Genomic DNA, 13,286 nt, shown 5'->3' with positions numbered 1-13,286 from the left:
GGATCACCCCCTATCCCGATTGGTCGCCATGGTGCGGTTGCGTTGGGCGAATCGGGCCATTACGCCGCGCTCGGCGCGCCTGCGTGCGGCCGTGACCGCGCGCTGTGTGATGGATTTCGGTCGGGCGCCGTGCGGTTGCCCGGTGAGTGCCTGCCAGATGTCGGCGAGTAGGTACTCGAGGGTCCCCCACTGCGGCTTGCCGCCGTTCTCGTGCACTGCGATCGCCGAGTCGCCGGGTAGGTCGACGATGCGTACCCAGATTTCGCGCAGCGTGAGCAGTGGCACGCCGGCGGCGTCGTATCGCCACCGGTCGGAGTACCGGACATGGTGGTAACGCGATAGGTCGCGCTCGACCTTGTCCGGTACTTCGCGCAGCAATCGCAGTAGGGTCGTCAGTTTCCCGCGTTGTCCAGACCGGCGGCGTCGGCCCATGCGTCGAGCATGTGCCCGTAATCGGCGTCGTACGGGTCCGTGGCGAGGAACCGCGCGAACTCAGCCGGTCCGAGCAGCTTCTCGAGTGCGACCGTGCCGCGGCGCTCGTCGAGTGCGCGGGCGACGCCCTTCGTGCGTTCGAGGTTGGCCGGGGCGGTGTAGACGTTGCCGGCGTACTCGAATTCGACGAACTCGGCGGCCTCGGCCTCGCGCTGCGCGGCGGGCTTCTGGTGGTCCTGCGGTTCGCGCACACCTGCGGGGCGGTGCGGCATCGCGCGCGCGGGGGCCTTCTTGGCGGCGGTCCGGCGGGGGGTTGTGGTCATGATGGCGTGGTTTCCTCTCGTGGTGAATCGAGGCGCAACCCTTGCGTCTCGAGTAGGTGGGCGGCGGTGGCGCCGAGGATCGCGGCCCAGCTCTTGGCGCCGAGTGCGCCGAGGCCGGGTTGCTTCGCCAGTTCGCCGGCGAATCGGCCGAGCACCTCGGCGGTTGTCCCGGCGAGCGGCTCGGCGGCGGCGTCCTGTTCCTGTCGTGCGCGTTGGATTGCCGCGGCGATGCGGTTGCGGTCGCGCTGGTTGTAGTTGCCGTTCTCGTCGGCGAGGCCGAGGTGCTGGGCGGCGCGACGGATCTCGTCCTCGGTGGGCACCGGGGCGGGGCGGGGCATGGCGTGGTTTCCCTGCTGGCGTGGTTTCGCGATGGAAAGCGACCGGGTCCGGCGAAACCACGCCAGCAATTCCGGGACCCGGCCGCGTCTGTTACGGCGCTGCCGCGACGAGGATTCCGGTCGCGCCCGTGAGGCCGGTCGCGTCGCCGACGAGCAGGCTGTTCACCTCGCCGGCGAAGTCGCCCTGCAGGGTGACCGTGTAGGGTCCGCCGGCCGAGCCGCTCACCGTGACATTGTCTGTGCCGAGGATCGCGACCAGCGCGGCCTGCACGACCGACGCCGCGGCGTTGTAGGCGATGGTGCCGGTTTCCTCGCCGAGGTACGACAGTTTGAACGTGCCCGCGGTCGCCGTGCCCTGAATGGTGACGATCTGGGTTTCGTTGATCGGCGTGTACTGGCGCACGTACAGCAGGCCCGAGCCGGTCGCGAAGATGTCCGCCGTCACCTCGTGTGAGGTCGGATCACTCTCGTTGCGGTCGAGGTTCGGAATCCAGCACTCGGCCGGTCGCGCGGTGAATTCTCGTTCCAGCAGCCCCTGGTCGTTGGTGTACTCGAACGCCAGCATGAACAGGCCCGGCCGCGGCACGACGATATTCGTCGGGCTCGACCCGGGGCGCGCGATCCGGCGGGTTGTCGGGTTCGATTCGAGGCAGGTCACCACCTTGGATTCCTTGTAGTTCTTGTGCCCCTTGCGGTATCGCCCGATGCCCCATCCGAAATGCTCGGTGGTGTCCCACTCGCGGGCATTCTTGATTCCGTCGTCGCCGTTGAGAATGCCGAGGTTGTCCCACGTCGCATCGAAATCGGCCGCGATCGTGGCGGGGTTGTTCGGCGTCAACGTCTTGCCGACGTATACCGCTGCGTCCGAATAGATTTGGACGGCTTCGGGGTTACGGGTGAGTGACATGTTCGGTTCCTTCCGTGAGCGTGCGGATTTCCCCACCCGTGCGGGGCAGGCGTTTCGGGCGGCGTGATTTCAGACCGCGAGCGTGCGGGCCAGCGCCCGCACCGTGAACGAGGCCATGACGCCCCGGTTGTTCGGGTCGATGTCCTCGACGAGGCCCGTCGGGTCGGTGACCGCGGCGATGCCGGGGATTCGGTGGGCGAGCAGGACGCCGAGGCACACACCGGCGATGCGCCGGGACCGGTCGCGGCCGGCCGACCAGACGGTGACGCGCAGGCTCGGCGAGGTAGCCGCCGGCCATACCGTCGGGCCGCCGTCGTCGAATACGACGACCCGCGGGGCGTCGTCGGGTGTCCAGTCCGGCGGCACGACGAGGCCGAACGTCGGTGCCGGTGCCGCGACGAGGCCGGGCACGACGCCAGCGAGGTAGTCCTTGGCGACCTTCGCCGGGTCGGCCGGGGTTCGGAACGGCTTCACAGGTTCCCGCGCACCGTGAGCCCGACCGCGGCGGCGGCCTTGGATAGTGCGCCGTATCGCGCCTGTCGGTAGGCGGGGACGCTCACGGCCACCACTTGCCGGTCGGTGGTGTAGCGATGAACTCGAACGTCTCGGGGGTGACCGCGGCGGCCTGCGCGTTCGGCGATGAGTCCGGCCGCCGCCTCAAGTTCGGGGCCGAACGCGGTACGCAGCAGGAGCCCGACCTCGCCACGATTGAGGGTCACCTTGATACGGGCCATGGCTACCCCCTTCCCCTCGTGCAGAGCACGACCGTCCCGGTTCGGGTCGTGCGCGGTGATCGCCAATCCTCGACCTGTACCCGGCACCGCTGCCCGCGTACGGTCACCTCGTCGGCGTCGGTGATGTCGACGGCGGGCGTCGCGTAGATCGTGAATTCGACGCGGTCACCATCGCGGCCCCGGTCGACGTATTCGGCCGTGGCACCGGGCGCGATGGCCTGCACTGCGATCGCGGTGTCGCCCCACGGCACCGGATTGCCGTCGTCGTCGTGTCCGCCGCCGCGGTGACGGATCACGGTCTCACTCATGCCCGGCTCGGGATTCGATACCGGTCGAGCACCCGGCGCTGCGAGGCGGTGAGCACGACGCCGCGGTCTGTCCGGGCGCCCCACTCGAACGGCCCCATTTTCTCGGGCTCGTCGCCGACGACCGCGGTTCCGACCGGTGTCGCGATCGCGAGCGAGGCGGCGTCGAGGATCACGGACACGAGGTTTTCGGGCACCTCGGCGAATCCATGATTCACCACGGCGACGACGCCGCGGTACCGGGTGGTCCAGTAGCCGCACCGGCGCAGCGAGCCGTCGCGCGACCATTCGTAGGCGGTCGTCTCGAGCGCGGTTCCGTTCTCGGTGATGCTGGCAACCGAGTTCAGAGCGAGCGTCGGGAGTTGCTGCACCGTGCCGCCGCTGCCGTCGACCGTCATCGTGTCGTCGATCGCCGGGGCGATATGCCATCCGCAATAGTCGCGAATCTCGCGGACGATACCGGCGAGGCGGGCGTACTCGAGGCCGGTTCCGGCGGCGAGCGCCTGGTATGCGGCCAGGTCGAGCAGCGACGGGACGGGCGAGCTCATCTCACGCGCCGCTCTTGCGGGTCCTGGTGCGCACCTTGTTCGCCGGCGTGGCCTGTTTGACCTCGGCGGCCGACGCGCTCTCGGCGGCGAGGCGCTCGGCCTCGGCGCGTTCGAGTTCGGCGGCCTCGGTGCGTTGACGCTCGGCGGTCTCGGCGTCGAGCCACTCACGTACCGCGGTGCGGTGGTCGACGGTGTCCTCGTCGGTGAAGCCGCGCGCGGCGGCGTCGGCCACGGTGAGCTGCAGCGTGGTCGGCCACCCGTTGACCTCGACCTCGTACACGCGAAGTTCGGGCATGTGTCCCTCCTCCTGCTGAGCACGGGCGGCCGGTGCGCCGGCCGCCCGTGAGGTGAACAGCGTCACGCTGTGATGTCGACCTTGACGAACGCGGTCGGCCGGGTGACGGCGAACGCTTCGCGCTTCTCGGCGAGGATCGCGACCATGTTGCGGATGAAGAAATCCGCGTGGCTGTCGGTGATCGTGACCGTGGTGTCCTCGCGGTCCCAGATCACGGCCTTGGCGAAGTCGCCGACGAGGGCCTCGCCGGCGGGCTGAGTCTCGCTCTCGACGACGGGCAGGCCCCACAGAGTGCGCGGGCCGATGGCGAACGGTCCGCCGTAGAAGAACCGACCGTCGGCGTCCTTGGTGAGGTCGATGGTCTCGGCGTCGGCCGGGTTCACGACGATGCCGTTCGGGTTCACGCGGCCGACGGTGCGTGCCTTGGTGATGCCCTTGCGAACCGAGGTGAACAGGTCGGTTGCGAACGCCTGCGTCTGCACCCCGGACCAGTTCAGAATGCCGGTGAAGTTCTCGCCCGTGCCGTTGCCCGCGAGGATCTGCCCCTCCTCGGCCTCGTCGATGTCGGCGCGCAACTCGTCGTTGATGAGGCCCTCGAGCTGCGCCACGTCGGCGAGCGCGCGCTTGGTGGCCGGCACCCACTCGGCGATCGTCTTCACGTTTGCGGTGCGGCGCTCATAGGCCCACGCGCCTTCGGGCTTGTAGCCGCCGTTCGCGTCGAGCACGAGCGCGCCGGCGCTACCGGGGGCGGTCGGCGCTGCCGAGCTCGTCGCCTCGGCGACGACCGCGGCGGCGTTGGTGTGGCTGGTCTGCGCCACGTACTCGACGACATCGGAACCGGTGCGGCGCACCGAGACGAGGTCGCGAATCGTGAGCGGCTTCCGGCCGAGCGGCTCGACGATGCCGGACTGTTCGGGCACGACGAACGCGCCGGCCGAGGTGTCCGAGCCGCCGACGAACAGGCCCTTGATGTTGATCGGGTCGGAGTGGAACCGGGTCCCATCGGGGATTCGGCCGCCCTTGAACGGCGCCATGGCCGCCTTGAACTGGGGCGACTCGATCACCTGGAGCCCGAGCGCCTTCACGCGCTCGCGCACCGGCATACGGCCCTGTTCGTCGAGGTCGTCGACCGCGGGCTCGCCGATTTCGGCGGCGAGACTCTTCGCCTCATCGAGGATCTCGAGGTCGCGCTTGGCGACCTTGATCTGGTCGAGCAGGTCTCGACCCTTCTGCATCTCGGCGTTGTACTCGGCCAGGATGTCCTCGGCCCAGCTCGAGGGGTCGCCCTTCTCCTCGACGATCTTGCGGGCCGCGGCGGTGGCGGCGAGTGCCGCTTTCTGGAGCTCGCCGAGCTTGGTCTTGGTCATCATGTCGATTTCCTCCCGGTGGTGTGAATGGTTATGCGCTGCACTCGATTTCAAGGGCGAGCGCGTCCAGTAACGCCAGGGAGACGACCGGATTCGGCGTGGTCTGGCCGGCGGGAGTCTGCGCGGACTTCCCCGGGGACGGTTCCTTACCGCTGGTCTTGTCCTGGTCTTCTTCGTCCTCCGTCGCCCCGTCGGCGGGGAGTACAGCTTTCAGTGATGCGGCGGCCTGCTCGAGCTGGTCGACCGTCTCGCGGATGATGTCCTCGTTTTTCGCCGACAGCACTCGGCCGGCCTTGGCGCGCAGGCCCGCGGCGGCGGCCTTCACTGCGAGGATTTCGGTCTCCTGGTTCGCGCCGATCGGCACAATGGATACCTCGAACAGGTCGAGCGTCTTGAGCGAGTAATAGGCGTCCTTGTACGTCTTGCCCTCCCCTACGGGCTCGACCCACTCGCCATCGACGATCGCGTACGCGAATGACATCTGGGACACCCGGCCGGACTTGAGCAGGCGGTACACCTGCGCCGATTTCGGCGAGTCCATATCCAGGCGACCGTGGACCTTGAGCCCGTGCGAGTCCTCGGACGCCTCGACGATCTCACCGAGGTTGAAATCCGGGTCAGCGGTGTTGTGGCCCCACAGCAGCGGAATCGGGATCGCTTTCGCCGCCCATGCCTTGAGGGTGGCGGCGAACGCGCCGGGCTGCACCACGTCGCCGTATGAGTCCTTGTTGCCGAACACCGATGCGTAGGCGACGAACTCACCCTCGGCGAGCCCGGCGTCGGGTCCTGCCTTGATCTTGACGGCGCACGCCTTCGTGTTCACGGGTCAGTCCTCCTCGGGCAGGTCGGGCGGGTCGGTGTCCTCGTCGACCGGGTCGGCGTCGTCGGCGGGCTCGGCGGGGGTCGGGTCCTGGTCGCCGTTCTGCGTGACGTTCAACGGACGGATCAGCACGTCGCCGCCCTCGATCGGCGACCGGTTGTCGAGCGCGCGGGCCTCGTTTACGGTCATCCACGGGCCGCCGACGGCGGTCTGTATCGCGGCGCCGCGTTCCTCGAACGAGCCGCTCAGCTTCTCGCGCAGGTTGAACTCGACGTAGATGCGTTCGGCGGTCAAGTCGGGGATGAGCTGCAGCTGTATCTCCTCGCGCAGCATGGTCAGCCATGGCCCGAGTGTGTCCTGATAGAGCATCTTGTGCTGCTCGGTGATGTTCGAGAACGTGGCGTGATCGAGGATTCCGACCATGGGCGGCGGGATGAAATACGCCGCCGCGACTTCCTCGCGGGACAGCTTGCGTACCTCGAGGTACTGCAAATCCTTCGCTGTCTGCGAGGCCGGAACGAACGTCATCCCGTCCTCGAGAATCGGTGTGCCGCCGACTTCCGGGCCGCCGCCGGTGTACTGCGAGCGCCACGACTTTCGGAACCGCTCGCGCGCGGTGTCCTCCCATTTCGGCGCCTCGGCCGGCCGCGACAGGTAGCCCGAGACGCGCGCGCCGTTGCGGAGCACTTGCTCGCGCATTCGGGCCGCGGCCCATTCCTCGGCCAGCGTGGAACGTAGCGCCTCAATCGGTGACGATCCGAAATCGTCGAGGCCGGAGTACCCGCGGAAATAGACCACCTCGTCGGCGGGAATCAGGCGTTTGCCCTTGCTCGCCGAGACCTCGAATGCGTCGGGGGTGAGCCAGTTCTCCCCCTTCGGCGTCACCAGTGGCGGCGGGAGTCGCACGAGGCCGAGGCCGCCGGTCTTGGGTTTGATCTTCCACCAGTACGCGCGGTCCCAGATCCCCACGTCGTGCACGAGCGCGGACACGAGGCGATACCGCGTGGTGAACGGGTTCGGCGTTTCGATCAGATCGGACAGCGGGTGATCGGTGATCCGCACCCGCTCGAGGTCGCTACGCCGCTCGAAGAAATGAATGCCGAGCTCGGCGATATTCCGCGCGAGGAACGTCACGCAGGTACGAACCGGCCCTTGCGTGCGCCATAGTTCGTAGTAGTCCATGGTCATGTCGTCGGCGAGCCTGAGCCGCGGCTGTACGGGCTGCCCCGGCCGCGACAGCGACCGCACCGCACCTTCGGATACGACGAACGCCACCGGTCACCCCCTCACAGTGCTTGGATGTAGTCGATGGCCGCGCGGTCGATCACGATCTCGCCATCGGCCGGGGCCGCTTGGTCGCCGTCGTGCACGGTGGCGTCGCGGACGATGAGCAGGGGGCCGCGCGTCTCGGTAATCACGCCCGCTACTGCGGTGCCGCTGCGCAGGTTCACCACCACGCGCCGGTGCACGACGTAGCGGCGCGAGCGCCACCACGACGCCCCGGCCGCGGCGAGTGCCGCGGCGGCGAGCACGAGGCCGAGGCCGAGAATTTCCATTGCCGCCCTTCGTCATACGACCATCAGGTCGTTGTCGTCGTATGCGCTGGTCGTCTTCGGCGCGGCCTCGATCGCCCTCGATAGCGCCATGACGAGCGCGACAACGGGGTCGATCTTGTCGCCGGCGTTTGCCTTGTCGGGCTTGACGTTCTCGGCGGCGTCGATGGCTACGGCGAAGTTGTCGACCGTCCAGCGCACCGCCGGATTTCCGCCGTGTCGGAGTACCGGCCGGTCCTCGGTGCCCGACAACATGAGTCGTTTGAGTTCCTTCGTCGGCGCCGACATGGATGCGAACCCTTGGCCCATGGTCACCATGGGGGCGCCGTCGGCGACGAGGTCGTTTACCAACTGGCTCGAGTTCCATCGGTCGTACGCGATTTCGCGCACGTCGTAGGTCTCGGAATCCGCGGTGATCGCCGATCGGATGAACTCGTAATCGGTGACGTTCCCCGGCGTGGTCGTGAGGATGCCGCGGCGCACCCACACCGAGGCGGCACCGGCGGTGCGCCGATCGAGGGCGGCGACGTTGTCCTCCGGTGTCCATAGCCGCCACACGAGGTCATAGCCGCCGCGATCCGGGTCGGGAAAGCACCAGCACAGCGCGTTCAAGTCGGACACACTCGCCAGGTCGAGGCCACCGAACGCGGCCCGGCCGCGCAGGCGCTTGGGGTCGATCATGCTCGCGTTGCGGTCCCACGCCGTGATGTCGAGGTACTTCGTGGCCTGCTTCGTGCGCAGGCCGAGGTGTAGGCGCAGGTACGACGACAGATCGGCCGGCGACTGCTGGGCCTTGACCGCGGCCTGTTTGAGGAACGCCCTCGTCGGGGAGACGCCGAATCCGGGGTTCGCTGCGCGCTGCGTTTCCTCGGCGAACGGGTCGGCGTCCTCGTCGGCGGCCCACACCACGCCGTAGGTGGCCGGGTCGGTGAGCACACCGCGGGCGAGTTGCTCGACGAGCGTGCGTTTCCGGTCGTACGGGGTTTCCTTGCGGCTCGCGTCCGCCGTGGTGATGAACACGATGAGCGGTTGCGAGCGCGATCCGGTGCCGGTCTCGATCGCCTCGACGAGGTCGTTCGTCTTGTGCAGGTGCAACTCGTCGACGATGCCGCCGTGTAGGTCGGCGCCGTGCTGGGCGTCGCCCGCGTTCGAGACCGGTTGGAAGTATGAGCCGGTCCGCTCGTGCACGATCTTGGCCTTGTACGTCGTGACGTACTTTCGCAGCGCCGGCGCTTTCTCGGCAAGTTGCTTGATCGGCGCGAACACGAATTGTGCCTGCTCGAGGCGGGTCGCCGCGGCGATCACCTGCGCGCCCTCTTCACCGTCGGCCGCGGTCAGATAGATTCCGATTCCACCCGACAACGTGGACTTGCCGTTTTTCCGGGGAACGTCCACGTACAGCGTGCGAATGATCCGCACATACACGCCGAAATCCTCGTCTAGGTGGACCCACCCGAACGTCGGCGCCAGGATATAGGCCACTTGCCACGGGTCCGGGATCAGCGGTTTTCCGGCGAGGCGGCCTTTCGTGTGGCGCAGTGCGCGAAATGCGTCCAGCACGCGGTCGACGCGCTCGGGATCGAATCGGGCGCCCGGCTCGTCGCGCGGTTCCGGCGTCTTCCATCGTGGCGGGCAATCCGGTAGCGGAATGCCGCGGTCGAGCAGATACCACGCGACCTCGGGCGAGAGCTTGAGCCGCTCGAGTTCCTCGGCGTCGGGCAGATCAGGCGAACGGGTCGTGGTCCGGGTCATCGCCGCCGCCGTCGCGCGCGAGCCGTGCCTCGGCCGACGGGGTGAGGCCGAACTCTTGCGCCATCGCCCGTAGCTGCGTGGTCGCGGTCTCGAGCACGGTCACGGCGGGGTTCCGCTTGACGCCGTGCGCGGTCGGCACGGTGAACCCGTCGCGCTCGACCTCGCGCGAGGCTTTGACCCACCGCGACCACGTCTCGCAGTAAACGGCCAGCGCGGCGCGGTCCTCCTCTTTCAGCAGGTCGAGGCGCGACAGGCCGGGCACGACTCGTTTCCACTCGGCCCGCGCCTCACGAGAGAGCCAGGTCGGCGGGCGTGGCGGGATGCGGCGGAACGCCGGCGGCGGCGTGACGACTCGGCCGCCGCTGTCGCGCCCCTCCGATCGGCCCTTGAGTAGGCGCAGACCGGCCGGGGCGGCGGATTGTCCGGGCATTTCACCCCCCGAAAAAAGTTGGTCAACTCGAGCGCGCGAAAGGAAAGCTCCACCGCCGGTGTCCGTCCGGGCGGTCGTAGAGATTCCGACCCCCTACCCGGGGTCAGAACGGCGCGGGGGTGCCACGGCGGGCCTCCTGCGCCTCTTCCAGACTCTTCACGAGGTGGTGCTCCTCGCACAGTGATTGCAGGTTGGCCCAGTCGTACCGGGTGCCGCCGAGGTGCAACGGTGTGATGTGGTCGACCTCTGTAGCGAGAGCTCGGCACGATGCGCGCGGCCACTCGCACACGGGGTCGGTGTCGAGCTTGGATGCGCGCAGCGTGCGCCAGCGTCGGGTGCTGCCACCGGCCCACGCGCTACCGGCCCACGCCGGCGTGCACGGGCATCGTTGCCCGCTCGGTGCGGGTCGTCGACAGCGGTTGCACACGCGGGGCGGCCTGCTGGGCATCAGCGAGACCGTTGCACCGTTCGGGCTGCGATCCAGCGCACGAGGCGCAGCAGTGCGGCGTCGAGCCAATCAGGCATGTGTCGACGGGGTCGACGAGGTGGTGAGTACACGCCGTCGAGCCGTGTACCGAGGTGGCCGGACGGCCCGGCGGTGAGGTGCCAGACCGAGCCGTCACGACCAATGATCTTCACCAGGACCACACGCCCAACGGCGCGGTGTACATGGGCTGTTCGAGCGTGCGAATCGGTTGGTGACGCAGACACTCGAACAGCAGGCCGAGCGCGTCGAGCAGGGTCACAGGATCGCGCCGACGACAGCGGCGGCGACGGCGGGCCAGTCGATCGCGCCGACGATGGCACCGACGACGGCCGAACCGGTGGACAGCAGAGTGGACAGCATGGCGGAATCTCCTCCGGTAGTGATTGGAATGGTCCCGGTATCGGTTCCGGGACGGGGTTCGCAGCGCGCAGCGTGACCCCCCGGGCAGTCTTGGGGGCCGGGGTTGCGGCATCGCGCCGAGTCGCCTCGGCGGTGTCGAAATGATGCGTTGGGGCGCTTACGGCATGAGTCGGCACCGTTTGACGCGCTGCGGGTCTATGGGGCCTGAAACGGCCTGTGACATGCAAAAACCGGCGCCGCGCCGACTTTCGGGGTCGGTTCGTCAGTGCCGGTTTTCAGGTGCCACCGAGGATAGCACCAGGTCAGGGCGCTTTCGATCTTGCCCGGCCATTCGTCGCGCCCGCGAGGTGTTCGGCGAGCTCGCGGCGAGCGAGGTCGAGGGCATCGCCGACACGGTAGACGGGCACCGCGCCATCCTCGCGCCGATCGGTGATCCGAACACCGGCGCGCGTGCGGATGAGCCACGCGCGCCGCGTGAGGCGGCCCTCAGCGGCCCATCGGTAGCCCGTGCGGCGTGCGATCGGCGATCCGACGGCCGCGCAGGCGTGCAGCAGCTCGGGCATCGTGCACAGCATGTCGCGGGCGGCCTCGGTGGCGGCGGCCTCGATCCGGGCGACCTCGTGCTGCAGATGGCACCGCGGGCACCGAACCCACGTCCCATCGGGTTCGGCCCACAGGTTCGCCGAGCACGTCGAGCCGTCCTCGAGCAGGGCGGGGCACCGGCCGAGGTATCGGTGATCGGCGGGCCGGTCGACCGCGCGGCGTAGGCCAGCGGTGGTGGTCACGATGTCGCGGTGCGCCTGCTCGGCGGCGTCGAGCTCGCGCAACTCGTGGGGATGGCTCGCGAGCCACACCGCGAGGCGCTCGTCGAGCTGCACCGGTGTGATGAGGTGGGCGGCCGTGCGCAGCGCCACACGGGACACGCGAACGCGAACACCGTTGCGCAGGCGGTCCTCGTGCACGACGGCGGGGGCCTCGGCCGAGCCGCCGGTGTGCCGGGCGTTGATCGCGAGGACGGCGAGCGAGCGAGCCTCTATCGGCACCTCGACGCCGAGGTGATCGGCGAGCACGCGCGCCCATCCGTGCAACGCGGTCGACAACGCGATAGCGTCGCGCTCGCCGAGCAGGCGCACGCCGCGCCCGCGGTATTCGCTGCTCGTGTCCTTGATCGGTAGCGGCGCATCGGCCGAGCGCCCGCCAGCGCGGCCGTCGGCGACCCGGGCCTGCCCGCTGCGCACCGTTTCGAGGTCGGCGAGCAGGCTCGGCACGGCCAGCAGGGCCTCGACGAGGGTCCGGCCGCACACCTCGCACAGCGCGAGGCGGTCGCCGACGAGGCGTGTGCAGATACCGCACGGCGTACCCGTCATCGGCCGCCGCCGGCCTGCGTGTCCAAATCGAGCACGGGCTGCTCGTCGTCGGCCACGGCCTCGAGTTGAGCTCGCCGAATCCGACGCTCGGCAACGGCCGCATAATCGTCGGTGATCTCGATTCCGACGAATCGGCGGCCCTCGAGGATCGCGGCGACACCGGTCGTGCCGGACCCGGCGAACGGGTCGAGCAGCACGCCGCCGGGCGCGACGATGCGGACTAGGTCGCGCATCACGTCCAGCGGCTTCTCGGTGATGTGCTGGCGATGCCGCGGCGTGTTGGACACATACAGCCCGGGCAACGGCTTGCCGTCGAGTTCCTCGAACGCCCGCGGCCCATGCGTACCCCACACCACGAACTCGCAGGTGTTCGCGTAGCGGCCTTGTGTATTTCGACCGTTGGGCTTGTGCCAGACCACGACGCCGCGCCACACGAACCCGCCGGCCTGGATTGCATCGGTCACGATGGGCAACTGTCGCCAATCGCAGAACAGCGCGAGGACACCGCCGGGCCGGACAACGCGCAGCGCCTCGCCGATCCACAGCGCCGACCAATAGCCGTAGCTACGTTGGTCGCGGTTGTCGCCGTCGAATGCCGACAGCGCGCCCCCGCCGGTACCGGCGGCGACTTGCTCGGTTTGCACGTACTTCGTGTGAACCGATTGCATTCGGTCGGTGCGGTAGGCGCCGCCGGAACTGTACGGCGGGTCGGTAATGACGGCGTCCACACTGGCCGTGCCCAGTCCGGCGAGCACGGCGAGCGCGTCACCGTGGTACAGCGTCGCGCGCTCGGTGTCGTAATACGGGGTCACCGGTCAGCCCTCCAATCGGTCGAGCGTGATGTGCACGCCCGTGGCCTCGCCCGGCTCGGCGAGGCGTTTCCGTGAGCGCAGGTCGACCACCTGGGAGTCGTCGACCCACGCCACGCCGGTAAGGGCGTCGAGGACGGCGCGGGCGAGCTTGTCGGCATCGGGCCGCTTGACGGCGGCGGGCGTCGCGACCGGCGTTCGCTGCGGTCGGTGCAGCACGAATTCCAGCGACGCGGCGAACGGGTCGCGCGTCGGCCGCCAACCGCGTTCGTGCGCGGTCCACGCGATCCGAGCGCGCCAGTCGTGGACGCCGGTCGCGGACTCGACGAGGATCGCCTTGCCGCGGGCGTTCTTGCCCTTGTAGTCCTTGGACCCTTGCGGGGCGGGGAGGCCGGGCACGAATAGCGCGCCGTCACTGGGTACGCGGTTGTACGCGATCGGTTCGGACATGCCGGGAAG

General features: G+C 69.0%; 19 protein-coding genes. All 19 read right to left on the bottom strand.

Translation table 11 applies throughout. From position 1 onward, the window contains the following. Nucleotides 1-3: 3 nt before the first annotated feature. The gene (locus APZ21_RS05425) at nucleotides 4-378 is read right to left on the bottom strand and encodes a hypothetical protein (RefSeq protein WP_054812108.1); all 375 of its coding nucleotides are present in this window, start codon (nucleotides 376-378) and stop codon (nucleotides 4-6) included. Between the two features lie 14 nt (nucleotides 379-392). After that, on the bottom strand, nucleotides 393-755 hold the full coding sequence (locus APZ21_RS05420) for a hypothetical protein (RefSeq protein WP_054812107.1): 363 nt from the start codon (nucleotides 753-755) through the stop codon (nucleotides 393-395). Then, nucleotides 752-1,093, bottom strand: a complete 342-nt coding sequence (locus APZ21_RS05415; RefSeq protein WP_054812106.1) for a hypothetical protein — start codon at nucleotides 1,091-1,093, stop codon at nucleotides 752-754. The genes APZ21_RS05420 and APZ21_RS05415 overlap by 4 nt, the downstream gene beginning before the upstream one ends. 91 nt (nucleotides 1,094-1,184) lie before the next feature. Further along, nucleotides 1,185-2,000, bottom strand: coding sequence for a hypothetical protein (locus APZ21_RS05410; RefSeq protein ID WP_054812105.1), 816 nt, complete (start codon nucleotides 1,998-2,000; stop codon nucleotides 1,185-1,187). A gap of 69 nt (nucleotides 2,001-2,069) precedes the next feature. Continuing rightward, on the bottom strand, nucleotides 2,070-2,474 hold the full coding sequence (locus APZ21_RS05405; RefSeq protein ID WP_054812104.1) for a hypothetical protein: 405 nt from the start codon (nucleotides 2,472-2,474) through the stop codon (nucleotides 2,070-2,072). Further along, nucleotides 2,471-2,734, bottom strand: a complete 264-nt coding sequence (locus APZ21_RS05400; RefSeq protein ID WP_054812103.1) for a hypothetical protein — start codon at nucleotides 2,732-2,734, stop codon at nucleotides 2,471-2,473. The genes APZ21_RS05405 and APZ21_RS05400 overlap by 4 nt, the downstream gene beginning before the upstream one ends. A gap of 2 nt (nucleotides 2,735-2,736) precedes the next feature. Then, nucleotides 2,737-3,042: a hypothetical protein gene (locus tag APZ21_RS05395; RefSeq protein ID WP_054812102.1), complete on the bottom strand. Its 306-nt coding sequence runs from the start codon at nucleotides 3,040-3,042 to the stop codon at nucleotides 2,737-2,739. Continuing rightward, nucleotides 3,039-3,587: a hypothetical protein gene (locus APZ21_RS05390; protein WP_054812101.1), complete on the bottom strand. Its 549-nt coding sequence runs from the start codon at nucleotides 3,585-3,587 to the stop codon at nucleotides 3,039-3,041. Before APZ21_RS05390 ends, APZ21_RS05395 begins: the two co-directional genes overlap by 4 nt. A gap of 1 nt (nucleotide 3,588) precedes the next feature. Then, entirely contained in the window at nucleotides 3,589-3,882 is a 294-nt protein-coding gene (locus tag APZ21_RS05385) for a hypothetical protein (protein WP_156370704.1), read from the bottom strand. A gap of 62 nt (nucleotides 3,883-3,944) precedes the next feature. After that, nucleotides 3,945-5,249, bottom strand: coding sequence for a phage major capsid protein (locus tag APZ21_RS05380; RefSeq protein WP_371852353.1), 1,305 nt, complete (start codon nucleotides 5,247-5,249; stop codon nucleotides 3,945-3,947). Between the two features lie 31 nt (nucleotides 5,250-5,280). Next, a complete protein-coding gene (locus APZ21_RS05375) occupies nucleotides 5,281-6,072 on the bottom strand; it encodes an HK97 family phage prohead protease (RefSeq protein ID WP_054812098.1) in 792 nt (263 codons plus the stop codon). Between the two features lie 3 nt (nucleotides 6,073-6,075). After that, on the bottom strand, nucleotides 6,076-7,344 hold the full coding sequence (locus APZ21_RS05370) for a phage portal protein (RefSeq protein WP_054812097.1): 1,269 nt from the start codon (nucleotides 7,342-7,344) through the stop codon (nucleotides 6,076-6,078). Between the two features lie 11 nt (nucleotides 7,345-7,355). Further along, nucleotides 7,356-7,625, bottom strand: a complete 270-nt coding sequence (locus tag APZ21_RS05365) for a hypothetical protein (RefSeq protein WP_054812096.1) — start codon at nucleotides 7,623-7,625, stop codon at nucleotides 7,356-7,358. Between the two features lie 12 nt (nucleotides 7,626-7,637). Continuing rightward, nucleotides 7,638-9,374, bottom strand: coding sequence for a terminase large subunit (locus APZ21_RS05360; RefSeq protein ID WP_054812095.1), 1,737 nt, complete (start codon nucleotides 9,372-9,374; stop codon nucleotides 7,638-7,640). After that, a complete protein-coding gene (locus APZ21_RS05355; protein ID WP_054812094.1) occupies nucleotides 9,346-9,804 on the bottom strand; it encodes a phage terminase small subunit P27 family in 459 nt (152 codons plus the stop codon). The genes APZ21_RS05360 and APZ21_RS05355 overlap by 29 nt, the downstream gene beginning before the upstream one ends. Nucleotides 9,805-9,907: 103 nt before the next feature. After that, nucleotides 9,908-10,093 (bottom strand): HNH endonuclease, encoded by a 186-nt coding sequence (locus tag APZ21_RS35435; RefSeq protein WP_239476495.1) that lies wholly within the window; start codon nucleotides 10,091-10,093, stop codon nucleotides 9,908-9,910. Nucleotides 10,094-10,953: 860 nt separating this feature from the next. Next, on the bottom strand, nucleotides 10,954-12,018 hold the full coding sequence (locus APZ21_RS05345; RefSeq protein ID WP_054812092.1) for a hypothetical protein: 1,065 nt from the start codon (nucleotides 12,016-12,018) through the stop codon (nucleotides 10,954-10,956). Further along, entirely contained in the window at nucleotides 12,015-12,830 is an 816-nt protein-coding gene (locus APZ21_RS05340) for a DNA-methyltransferase (RefSeq protein ID WP_054812091.1), read from the bottom strand. Before APZ21_RS05340 ends, APZ21_RS05345 begins: the two co-directional genes overlap by 4 nt. A gap of 3 nt (nucleotides 12,831-12,833) precedes the next feature. Next, a complete protein-coding gene (locus APZ21_RS05335) occupies nucleotides 12,834-13,277 on the bottom strand; it encodes a RusA family crossover junction endodeoxyribonuclease (protein WP_054812130.1) in 444 nt (147 codons plus the stop codon). Nucleotides 13,278-13,286: the final 9 nt, after the last annotated feature.

This window comes from Nocardia arizonensis (assembly GCF_001310275.1).
Classification (GTDB): Bacteria; Actinomycetota; Actinomycetes; order Mycobacteriales; family Mycobacteriaceae; genus Nocardia; species Nocardia arizonensis.
The sequence above is the reverse complement of the archived record's forward strand: the minus strand, read 5'-3'. Positions and strand labels throughout refer to the sequence as shown.

Coding starts and splice junctions, on each gene's coding strand:
- APZ21_RS05420 (WP_054812107.1), bottom strand. CDS start 755: ATGACCACAACCCCCCGCCGGACCGCCGCCAAGAAGGCCCCCGCGCGC.
- APZ21_RS05415 (WP_054812106.1), bottom strand. CDS start 1,093: ATGCCCCGCCCCGCCCCGGTGCCCACCGAGGACGAGATCCGTCGCGCC.
- APZ21_RS05410 (WP_054812105.1), bottom strand. CDS start 2,000: ATGTCACTCACCCGTAACCCCGAAGCCGTCCAAATCTATTCGGACGCA.
- APZ21_RS05400 (WP_054812103.1), bottom strand. CDS start 2,734: ATGGCCCGTATCAAGGTGACCCTCAATCGTGGCGAGGTCGGGCTCCTG.
- APZ21_RS05395 (WP_054812102.1), bottom strand. CDS start 3,042: ATGAGTGAGACCGTGATCCGTCACCGCGGCGGCGGACACGACGACGAC.
- APZ21_RS05390 (WP_054812101.1), bottom strand. CDS start 3,587: ATGAGCTCGCCCGTCCCGTCGCTGCTCGACCTGGCCGCATACCAGGCG.
- APZ21_RS05385 (WP_156370704.1), bottom strand. CDS start 3,882: ATGCCCGAACTTCGCGTGTACGAGGTCGAGGTCAACGGGTGGCCGACC.
- APZ21_RS05380 (WP_371852353.1), bottom strand. CDS start 5,249: ATGACCAAGACCAAGCTCGGCGAGCTCCAGAAAGCGGCACTCGCCGCC.
- APZ21_RS05365 (WP_054812096.1), bottom strand. CDS start 7,625: ATGGAAATTCTCGGCCTCGGCCTCGTGCTCGCCGCCGCGGCACTCGCC.
- APZ21_RS05360 (WP_054812095.1), bottom strand. CDS start 9,374: ATGACCCGGACCACGACCCGTTCGCCTGATCTGCCCGACGCCGAGGAA.
- APZ21_RS05355 (WP_054812094.1), bottom strand. CDS start 9,804: ATGCCCGGACAATCCGCCGCCCCGGCCGGTCTGCGCCTACTCAAGGGC.
- APZ21_RS05345 (WP_054812092.1), bottom strand. CDS start 12,018: ATGACGGGTACGCCGTGCGGTATCTGCACACGCCTCGTCGGCGACCGC.
- APZ21_RS05335 (WP_054812130.1), bottom strand. CDS start 13,277: ATGTCCGAACCGATCGCGTACAACCGCGTACCCAGTGACGGCGCGCTA.